This window comes from Holdemania filiformis DSM 12042 (genome assembly GCF_000157995.1).
GTDB lineage: Bacteria > Bacillota_I > Bacilli_A > Erysipelotrichales > Erysipelotrichaceae > Holdemania > Holdemania filiformis.
On record NZ_GG657553.1, the window covers coordinates 199,839 to 209,487 of the forward strand.

The window sequence follows — 9,649 nt, forward strand, 5'->3', positions numbered from 1 at the left end:
TCCTCAGCGCTCCTTTAATCCATTATTTTCTGACGCATCAGGTTCTGCCGGTCTGGGAGCATGAGGACACGCCGGAAATCTGGAGTATGTTATGGCTGATCCCCGCTTCGTTCTATCTTATCTACCGCTTAGGCTTTACCTCGTCGATCGCTGCGCTGCACAGCGAAATTACATCGCCGTTGTTGCTGGCAATCGTCTGGACCGCGGGTACCTTTCTTTCTTACTACGCGACGCTCAGCATGATCAATTTCAACGAGGAAAAGCAGCAGCTTCAGCAGCAGCTGCAGGTGCAGGAATATCAGGCGTTGATCCGCGACAAGCAAGCTGAACGGCTGGCCGCAAGTATCGCCAGCACACGTCAGACCCGGCATGATCTGCATCATTATCTGCTGACATTAAAGACGTACATGAATCACGGAGAAACGGAAAAGCTGCGGGATTCTCTGAATCAGTTCATCAGTAATTTCGAATCTTCGATCAAAACGCCGGTCTGCGAGAATTTGTTGTTCAGTGCGATCGTGCGGTATTACATGGATATGGCGGAGGAAAGCGGGATTGAATTTACAACGTCGATTGTTCTGCCGCCGGCATTGGCGATTAAGGATACCGATTTAACCGTCATTCTGGGCAACATGCTGGAAAATGCAATGGAAGCGTGTCTGCGTCAAACGGCGGGAGAAGCTCAGTTTATCGAGGTCAAAAGCCGAATGCAGGGAAATAACGGTCTTGTTCTGCAATGCCGCAACAGCTATAACGGCCAGGTGAAGAAGCAGGATGAAACATTCCTGTCGTCAAAACGGGAGGGGGAAGGGATCGGTCTTTCCTCGATCCGGACGTTGTGCGCTAAATATCACGGCGTTCTGAAAATTACGCCGAAAGATAATACGTTTACAGTCAACCTTTTGTTAAACCTGCCGGCCGCCGCCTGAGATTGGCGATCCGTGGGAAAGGGTATCCAACTCTTTTTGATTTTTCATGAAAAAACCCTGAGCCGGTTGAAGTCGTTCGATCCTATCAACAGCCCAGGGTTTTTATCTGGATTTTATCTTATTAATTTCCAATCTAGGATTCCCGGATCAGCGGGTAGCGCGCCGTCATTTCCATGACTTCCTGACGCAGCTTCGCTTTCAGCGCTTCATCTTCCGGATTTTTGAGCACAGTCGTGATCCAGCGGGCGACCTGACGGAATTCCTCTTCCTGAAAGCCGCGCGTGGTCATCGCCGCCGTTCCCAACCGGATACCGCTGGTCACAAACGGTTTTTCCTGATCGAATGGAATCGTGTTTTTATTGCAGGTGATGTTGATTTCATCCAGCAGTGCTTCCGCTTTCTTACCTGTGATCCCATAGGAAGATTTCACGTCGGCCAGGATGAGATGATTATCCGTACCGCCGGTCACGATCCGCAGTCCTTCCTGTTGGAGCGCTTCGCAGAGAGCCTGGCAATTTGCGATAATCTGGCGCGCATAGTCGGTAAATTCCGGTTTCAGCGCTTCGCCGAAGCACACGGCTTTTCCGGCGATCACATGCATCAGCGGGCCGCCCTGGATTCCCGGAAAGACGTTGCGGTCGAGATCCTTGGCAAATTCCTGCTTGCAAAGAATAATGCCGCCGCGCGGACCGCGCAGGGTTTTATGTGTTGTAGACGTGACGAAATGGGCATAAGGCACCGGGCTCATGTGGAGTCCTGCCGCGACTAAACCGGCGATATGCGCCATATCGACCATCAGGTACGCGCCAGCTTCGTCGGCAATTTCCCGGAATTTCTTAAAGTTGATCTCCCGCGGATAGGCACTGGCGCCGGCCACAATCAGCTTCGGCTTTACTTCCAGAGCGATCCGGCGCAGTTCCTCATAATTAATTTGTTCAGTTTCTTTATCCACCCCGTAGCTGTGGAACTCGTACAGCCGGCCGGAGAAATTCAGCTGATGGCCGTGCGTCAGATGGCCGCCGGAGCTTAAATCCATGCCCAGGACTTTATCACCCGGCTGTAAGATTGTCATATACACCGCCATATTCGCCTGAGAGCCGGAATGCGGCTGGACGTTGGCGTGTTCGGCATGGAATAATTCGCACAGCCGGTCGCGGGCCAGATTCTCGATGATATCGACGTCCACGCAGCCGCCGTAATAGCGCCGTCCCGGATACCCCTCGGCGTATTTGTTGGTCAGGATGGAGCCGACGGCTTCCAAGACATCCCGGGAGACATAGTTTTCAGAAGCGATTAATTCAATGTTATGGGTCTGGCGCTGAGTTTCCAGTTCAATCGCCTTGCGGACTGCGGCATCATGCATATCAAGATCCTCTCTTTCTCGTTCTTATCAGCTTGATTATATCACGCTTTGCGTCTTCGCGAAGCAAAACGCTTCGACAATGTATTTCAGTTACAGCGCGCTAACTGTGGATAACGGATCACCTGTCAGCGATTCATCCTTCTTTGCGGCTTCCATGAATGACTTGTATATGACAATGATCTTTACCGTATGTCTTAAAAGCTAATTTTGCCGCGGATCTGATGTCGTCCTCTCCTTTGAACCGTTTGTTTTCTGCATTGGATACAACGTATTCTCAATATAGTCTTCAATGAAAGTCACGGCATCCATTTTTTCCAAATCTGAACTCGTTAAATTCAAAATTTTGATCCGGTTATTATTTTGATCCAGGATGACGCAATGTCCGCCTTGCATCCGATCTCCTGTAAACTGATAACGGAAGCCCAGGAATTCCTGATTCACTTCAATGCGCTCAACGTTTTCTTTTTTCGGTTTAATTCCTTTCTGAATCACCTCGATCAGTTCCAGGGCTCTGTTTCTGATAAACGTATTTAAAAATTTCAGACGTTCCTCGCTGACGTTATAGCGTTCATGCTTTTTAAACTCGAAATGAGACAGTCTGGATAATTTCCTGGCGTCTGTCTGATCGCAAAACCAGCTGACGAGTTCATCATGCGTCGCCCCCAACGCCGAATAACGATGTTCATATTGATAAGTTTTCCATTGCCCATTGGCAATATATCTCTCCGGCATCGTTGAAAACAAAGAAATTCCATGATCAAATAACGGCGCCAAACTGAGATATTGATTCGTAGAATTATCCTTTAAAAATCCAAAATTCCCATAATGCCGGTCTTCGTTGTTGATCAGCGCATCCAATAAAATCATATTTTTGAAATCAGAGAAACAACCGATTTCTTTCATTTTTTCAACAAGCTCCTTGATGGATCGCTTCTTTAACACAGTACCCACCGGCACATAGGATCGTTCCTTGTTTGTAAAATTTTCACAGACACTCGCCAGAATTCCTTTCCATTTCTGCAAGTCGTAGCTTACATGAGAAATCTCTAGTTCTGCCGCAATCTGCGCCGCATAAAATTCGGAATACGGCTCTAAGCCGGCATTGGAAAACAATTCGGCATTGGTTCCGCCTTTGTATAAATAAAGCTTATCGTTCAATCTCCGCCAGGCTTTGGGAAGCATGCCGTTCGTGGTCATTTCCGGACTCGGCGACAATTCCTTCAGCGTCGTCGAATAGCCTGTGAACGCAACCAGACTCAACGCTTCCGAAAAACTGTTGTCATACAAATTATAGTCGTCAAAGCGGCCTTGGAAATCCTCAGGCACAATCCAATAAACATCATTCACAGAAAGCCCTTTGCAGATAGTAATCAAACCTTCCATATCTTTGTATTTCAGTCCCTGACTTGCCAGAATTTCTTCAACAAAGGCCCGGTTTCGGGGAATCATCCGGTGTTGGATCCAAGCTTCAAGCGAGCTTTCATCGCTTATCATTTCAGGCAAGTCTTCTGTCTTTTCACTCATCCATCGAATGTGAATGCTCTGGTCACCGTAGCTCCCTTTTTCAATATCAAATAAAATAAGCGGCATATCTTCTTTTTTCAGCCAATACATCCGGATCTCCCCCTTTCTTATGACTTCATTATACCTTAAAAAGGCCAGTAAATTCATATTAACCATATCTCATTAAAATAACAAGCTGAGGCATTCTATTATAAGTTCTTCTAAAATCAATGAAATGAATCTATAAAAGTGAAATCGAACCATTCAGCTCGCACCTATATACTTCGCTTTATATATCGCCTTGGAAGTATTGAATCACATTTTGTTCAAGAAGCTCCAGCTTTTCGCTGTAATCGGAAGGCAGATTAGAAATGGAGCTCAAATCCTGGGGATCAAAATGATAGAAAAGATGTTTTAACACTTGCCCATAAACAAAGACGATTTTCGAAGAAACCGTCTGATCTTGCGGATGACGCCGGGACAAAGAGTAAATACAGCTGCATAGTTCCAGAAATGCCGCTTCATGAAAATTATTTTCTTCATGTAAATAATAGAGAAAGCTTCCATCTTCCGCTTTCCAATTCGCATTCAAAATCTCCATTGCCTCCATGATTTTCTCTTCTTTCATAAGTTTTATTCATCTTATCACATGAAACGACGGTGAACAATAATCTCTTTTCGCTGTCAAAATCATAAGTTTGAATTCTTGTATCCAAAAAGAAGCATCAGGATTTTTAAAGCCTGTCGTTCATTCCGTCAGGTTGACAAGCCACTTCTCCTTCCGGACTAAATGATAAGCCAGCGTCAGCTTCGCTAACTCGGTCATTTGTCCGATCAGGTACATCTGCATGATATTCAGTCCGGTAAAATACGTCAGCATCCCGATCAAGGGAAGATTAATCAGCCACATAAACCCAGAATCCACAAACAAAGTCGAGCGCGTATCCCCGCCGGCCCGCAGGATAAAATAACATTGCGTATTCGCGGTATACGTCCAGAACATCACGGCCATGACCCGCAGCATTTGAGCCGCAATCTGTTTGGCCTGCGTACTAACCTGATACCAGGACGGTACGACAAACGAAGAACCAAACATAATAAAAGAGAATAAAACCGCAAGAAAAACCGCAAAGGCTAACAGCTGATACGCCCGGTCCCGTGCTTCTTCCATCCGATCAGCGCCTAAAGGCTTGGAAACCAGAATCGTGGTTGCCGTAGCCAGTCCGCCAAACAAGACGAAGAACAGGTCGCTGATCGTGTTCGCAATTGAATATCCTGCCATAACCTCAGGTCCGCGTTGGGAATAGAATTTAAACAACGTTGCCATCCCCATTGACCACATCAGTTCATTCAAGGCCAGCGGCAGCGCTTTTTTAAAGATCGTCCACGCTAAAGACCGCGGAATCGAAAGCAAGTCGCACAATTTGGTTTTAAACGCAAACGGCCTGCGTTTCAGAAAATAAAGATAAAGTGCGGCTTCCATCAGCCGGGCAATCACCGTCGCCAGTGCCGCTCCCTGCACGCCCAGAGCAGGAAATCCGAATTGTCCAAAAATCAGCACATAGTTCAGCAGCGTGTTCATTAAAACCGCACTGGCGCTGATCACTAACGGCAGGCGCGGTTCTCCGGCAGCCCGCATCGCGCTCGCTGCGGTTAACGAAAGCGCCGTCGGGGGCAAGGTCCATGCCGCCATCACCATATACCGGCTTCCAGCTGCAACGACCTCCGGGATGCTCGTAAAGAATCCCAGGATCAGCGCAGGGGCCAGGACTTCCGCCAACCAGAACGGAATCAAGATCAAACCGGCCGCAAGCAATGAAAACCGGAAGGTCTGCTTCATCCGTTCAGAGTCCTCCGCACCCCAGAACTGTGCGATAAAAATTGCCGCAGCGGCTAATAATCCATTCACCGCAAAAATCGCAATCATCGTAAATCGGTTCACGGCCGCGACACCGCTGAGCGCCTCGTTGCCTAGCTGCCCCACCATCAGATTATCCACCAGATTGACCGAGCTGGTGATCAGCTGCTGAAACATCAGCGGAACCCCCACCGCCAGCGCTGTCCTGTAAAACTGCCGATCCCCGATCCACCGGCTCTTGCTTCTCTGCATTGACTTTTCCTCCTATCCTACGCCGTTTCGCTGTCAAAACAAAGACAGCCAGGACGCGACGCCCCGGCTGCCAATATCTTCAACCTAGCAAGAAAGCTTTACGCTTCGTTATGCGTGTTGAAATATTTTGTTTCTGAATGATACGACATATCCGTCAGATCGATGCCATAATCCACCGCCAGCCGGTAAGCCAGGATCTGAACGACCGGGGAAAGCTCCAGGAAGATAAATTCCCCACCCGTCAGCGAAATCGGCAGATCACTGGCATCGATTGGGTTTTCACCAATCAGATAGCCATACCCCAGCTCATTCTTCGCAAATGTCGTCAGCTGATGCGCGCGCACGTCTTCCCGGCCGCCGTCATGCAGAACGATAACACAGTTGGACGGCGTATACCCCATCGTTGGACCATGCATGCCGTCGTCAAATTCATAGCCGACGCCAATTCGGCGCTTCGAGATTTCCAGAATCTTTAACGCTCCTTCCAGTGCGACACCCCACAGCGAATCCATGCCGTAAATAGTGAAGGTTTCGGCCACCATCAGCTTTTCCTGATTCCGGTCAAACCAGGCCATTGCTTCCTTGACAATCGCCGGATGGTGTTCGATGCCAGCCTTTGCCTGATTGAGATAAGCCGCTGTCTGATCTTCTGTAAGCACACCGCGGGCTTTCCCGATGGCCATTCCCATCAACATCTGGGTTAAAACGCTGGAACAGTAACCAATCGTGCGCATCAGATATTCCTCAACCCCGTTGCGCTGATTGATAAAGACGTCGACCATCTTGGCGATCGGACTGTCCTCGCCATCGGTCACCGCCGCTGTCAAATAGCCCAGCTTTGTGATCTTCTCCGCTGCCATGCAGGTCAGCGTCGAAGTACCAGAATGGGAAGTAAAGACATACAATGCGTTCGGATTATAAGCAAAGCAGTTATAAAGCAGCTCATTCGGCAGCACGCAGATCGTCTGCAATCCCGAAGTTTTCTCAATAAACCGGCGGGCTGTGACAGCGCTGGTGTTGGACGTACCAGAGCCGATCAGTAAAATCTGATTGATTTCCGGATGTGCTTTGACGGTTTGCGTCAGCGCTGCGAATGTTTCCTCACGATGGTTTAAAATATCGGTGCAGACTGCCGGGATCCGATTGATGACTTCAAGCATGGTAACCATAGAATAATTCCTCCTTGTTTATGTATATTTTCGTACTTTCTTTACTTAGACTAGTCCGATAAACCGTCCCAGAATACTGAACGCGATAATGCCGAGAATGATCGTAATCGGCTTGACGTCTTTCTTGAGGAAATAGAAGCAGACGAAGACCAATGCCAATGGCAGGGCCGATGGCATGATCGAATCGATCAGCGACTGAACGGACATTTCCACCTCATTCATCGTAAAGACATACGCGATGTTCAGACTAACCATCGAGCTGGTCATCGCTCCGACGGTCATCAGGCCGACAATCGTCGCACACTTCGTCAAAAACTGCATTAAACCGGATTCTGAAACCTGACTTAAGAATTTGGAGCCCAGGCCGAAGCCGAGGAACGGGCCATAATAACGACAGATATGCGCTGGAATATTGAAGATCACCAACATCAGGATCGGGCCGAGAACATTGCCCTGCAGGGCCAGCGACAAGCCGATGCCGGTAGCAACAATCCGCCAGGATCCCCAGAAGATCGAATCACCGATACCGGCGAACGGTCCCATTAACGAAGCCTTAACCGCATTGATCGATTTCTTGTCCATCGTCGGATCTTCCGACGCCTGCTTTTCCATCGCCGCGGATAACCCGGTGATAAAGCCCGCGACCGTCGGCGTCGTATTGAACAGTTCCCAATGCCGCTTATACCCTTCGATCCGTTCTTCCTGTGTATGATAGTAACGATTGATGACCGGAATCATAACGCGGACATACGCTAACGCCTGCATTTTTTCCATTTCCATAATGGAGCACAGCGACAACGTCCGGAATCCGATCTGTTTGCACATCTTGACGTCTTCGTCCGATAAGTTCAGTCTTTCTTTAATCATTGAATAATTCCTCCTCCTCTGAAGCTTCCGGGGCTGCTTTATTCATTTTGAAATTACCCTCAAAGTACAGAATAACGCACAGGATGACGCCGAAGAAGGCGACGGCCAGAATCGGCAGGTTGAGATAAGCGACCAATAAGAAGCCCAGGAAATAATAAACGCACATTTTCTTGGACCACATCATCTTTAACAACATCGCGAAGCCGACCGCAACCATCATACCTGCCGCAACGCCCAGGCCGCCGGTGACGAATTCCGGAATGATCGAAATCATTTTCTCGACAACCGTGGATCCTGCCATAATCGCGAATGTGACCAGGAGTGCTTTCGGAATATACAACGTCAGGGCAACGACGTAGAACATCCGTTCCAGACCTTTGTAATCCCCTTTGTCCATCATTTTTTCAATTGTCGGATGCCAGAATGTACGCAATGTCAGCCAAATGGAGCTGGTCATGGACACTAACAGAGCGACAGGAACCGCCAGCGCCAGCGCGACTTCGACGTCGGCGTGCATAATAATTGCGAACGCCGTACCGACAGCGGTGCCGACTAATGAATCCGGCGGCGTGGACGCGCCGATCTGAACAGCGCCCATGAAGACCAGTTCCAGGGAAGCACCGATCATGACGCCGGTCTTCAGATCCCCCAGAAAGAAGCCAATGACCGAACCGACAACCATCGGCCGGGAGCACATCGGAAATGACAGGTATTCCTCTAGGAAACCTAAAACCAGGTAGATCACCCCGACGATGACGCTTTGAACAATCAACATAAGTTTTCCCTCCTCTTATTTCAATAACTTCTCATAATCGACTTTAGGCTCGTTGGGAATCATCCGGAATTCCAGATAATTCACTTTTTCATGCAGTTCCTTGAGATTCACCAGATCCTCTTCCGTTAAGAAGATACCGGAGCTGAATGAACGGCTGTTTTCACGCTTACGGATTCCGCCGATATTCACGCGGTGGATTTCCTCTGTCTGCCGGACTAACCGCACGGCGTCGGCCAGTGTCCTGACGATGACGAAGATCCGGATTTTCTGAGCGTGCGGATGATTCAGCAGCTTCGCTCCGTCGTCAATCGATTTGATCGCCAGCTTCACCCCGTCAGGCTTCGCCATTTTGAAGGCCAGTTTGGCCATGTCGTTTTCCGCCGCTTCGTCATTGGCGATCAGAATGGCTTCCGGATGGACCTCGTTGACCCAGGTCAGCGCCACCTGTCCATGAAGCATTCGTTCGTCGATCCGCATCAGAATTACCATAATTCATCCTCCTTCATCTCTCTGATGGATCTGAAATTGAATCCGAGCATGTTTTCCTTCGTCGATTCCACGGCGTGCTTTACCGTTTCCTCGATCCCCGCCTGCGGACTGGCCAGTAAAATTTCCAGGACCATCGACAGGCACATGCCCGTTTGGACGTACACATTGGGGCAGAGGCAGAGCTGCATCATCTGATGATGAACGCTGCCGTTGTTGATATCGGTCAGAATGATAAATTCATCGTTAGGCTGTTCTTCCACCCTTTTCCGCACCCGTTCCAGAATCATATCCGGTTCGTCATAATGATCCAGGTCATACACTTCAAGATCAGCCTGACACCCCAGAATCATATTGACCGCGCTTTGCATGCCTTCTGCCAAATGACCATGGGAAGTCAGTATCACCTTCCGCATCCGCTTCACCTCGTTTCTTCACCCTCTTATC

10 protein-coding genes are annotated in these 9,649 nt (G+C 48.9%); 1 reads left to right on the top strand and 9 read right to left on the bottom strand.

What is annotated here, in order from left to right:
- Positions 1-929, top strand: a 929-nt coding sequence (locus tag HOLDEFILI_RS03355) for an ATP-binding protein (protein WP_006058007.1), incomplete at its 5' end; no start/stop codon positions are given.
- A 133-nt stretch (positions 930-1,062) separates the two neighbouring features.
- Here the strand turns inward: HOLDEFILI_RS03355 and glyA are convergent.
- From glyA to HOLDEFILI_RS03400, 9 genes are all read right to left on the bottom strand, one after another.
- Positions 1,063-2,292, bottom strand: coding sequence for a serine hydroxymethyltransferase (glyA, locus tag HOLDEFILI_RS03360; protein WP_006058008.1), 1,230 nt, complete (start codon positions 2,290-2,292; stop codon positions 1,063-1,065).
- A gap of 201 nt (positions 2,293-2,493) precedes the next feature.
- Positions 2,494-3,906, bottom strand: coding sequence for a HipA domain-containing protein (locus tag HOLDEFILI_RS03365; RefSeq protein ID WP_050766914.1), 1,413 nt, complete (start codon positions 3,904-3,906; stop codon positions 2,494-2,496).
- A 178-nt stretch (positions 3,907-4,084) separates the two neighbouring features.
- Positions 4,085-4,423 (bottom strand): Imm41 family immunity protein, encoded by a 339-nt coding sequence (locus tag HOLDEFILI_RS03370; protein WP_006058011.1) that lies wholly within the window; start codon positions 4,421-4,423, stop codon positions 4,085-4,087.
- Positions 4,424-4,543: 120 nt separating this feature from the next.
- A complete protein-coding gene (locus HOLDEFILI_RS03375) occupies positions 4,544-5,905 on the bottom strand; it encodes an MATE family efflux transporter (RefSeq protein ID WP_006058012.1) in 1,362 nt (453 codons plus the stop codon).
- A 98-nt stretch (positions 5,906-6,003) separates the two neighbouring features.
- Positions 6,004-7,074 carry an SIS domain-containing protein gene (locus HOLDEFILI_RS03380; RefSeq protein WP_006058013.1) on the bottom strand — a complete coding sequence of 357 codons (1,071 nt, stop codon included), beginning with the start codon at positions 7,072-7,074 and terminating at the stop codon, positions 6,004-6,006.
- 45 nt (positions 7,075-7,119) lie between these two features.
- Positions 7,120-7,941, bottom strand: a complete 822-nt coding sequence (locus tag HOLDEFILI_RS03385) for a PTS system mannose/fructose/sorbose family transporter subunit IID (protein ID WP_006058014.1) — start codon at positions 7,939-7,941, stop codon at positions 7,120-7,122.
- Entirely contained in the window at positions 7,934-8,716 is a 783-nt protein-coding gene (locus HOLDEFILI_RS03390; protein WP_006058015.1) for a PTS mannose/fructose/sorbose/N-acetylgalactosamine transporter subunit IIC, read from the bottom strand. Before HOLDEFILI_RS03390 ends, HOLDEFILI_RS03385 begins: the two co-directional genes overlap by 8 nt.
- Before the next feature lie 15 nt (positions 8,717-8,731).
- Positions 8,732-9,205, bottom strand: a complete 474-nt coding sequence (locus HOLDEFILI_RS03395) for a PTS sugar transporter subunit IIB (RefSeq protein WP_006058016.1) — start codon at positions 9,203-9,205, stop codon at positions 8,732-8,734.
- Complete coding sequence (locus HOLDEFILI_RS03400; protein WP_006058017.1) at positions 9,199-9,618, bottom strand: PTS sugar transporter subunit IIA; 420 nt, start codon at positions 9,616-9,618, stop codon at positions 9,199-9,201. The genes HOLDEFILI_RS03395 and HOLDEFILI_RS03400 overlap by 7 nt, the downstream gene beginning before the upstream one ends.
- Positions 9,619-9,649: the final 31 nt, after the last annotated feature.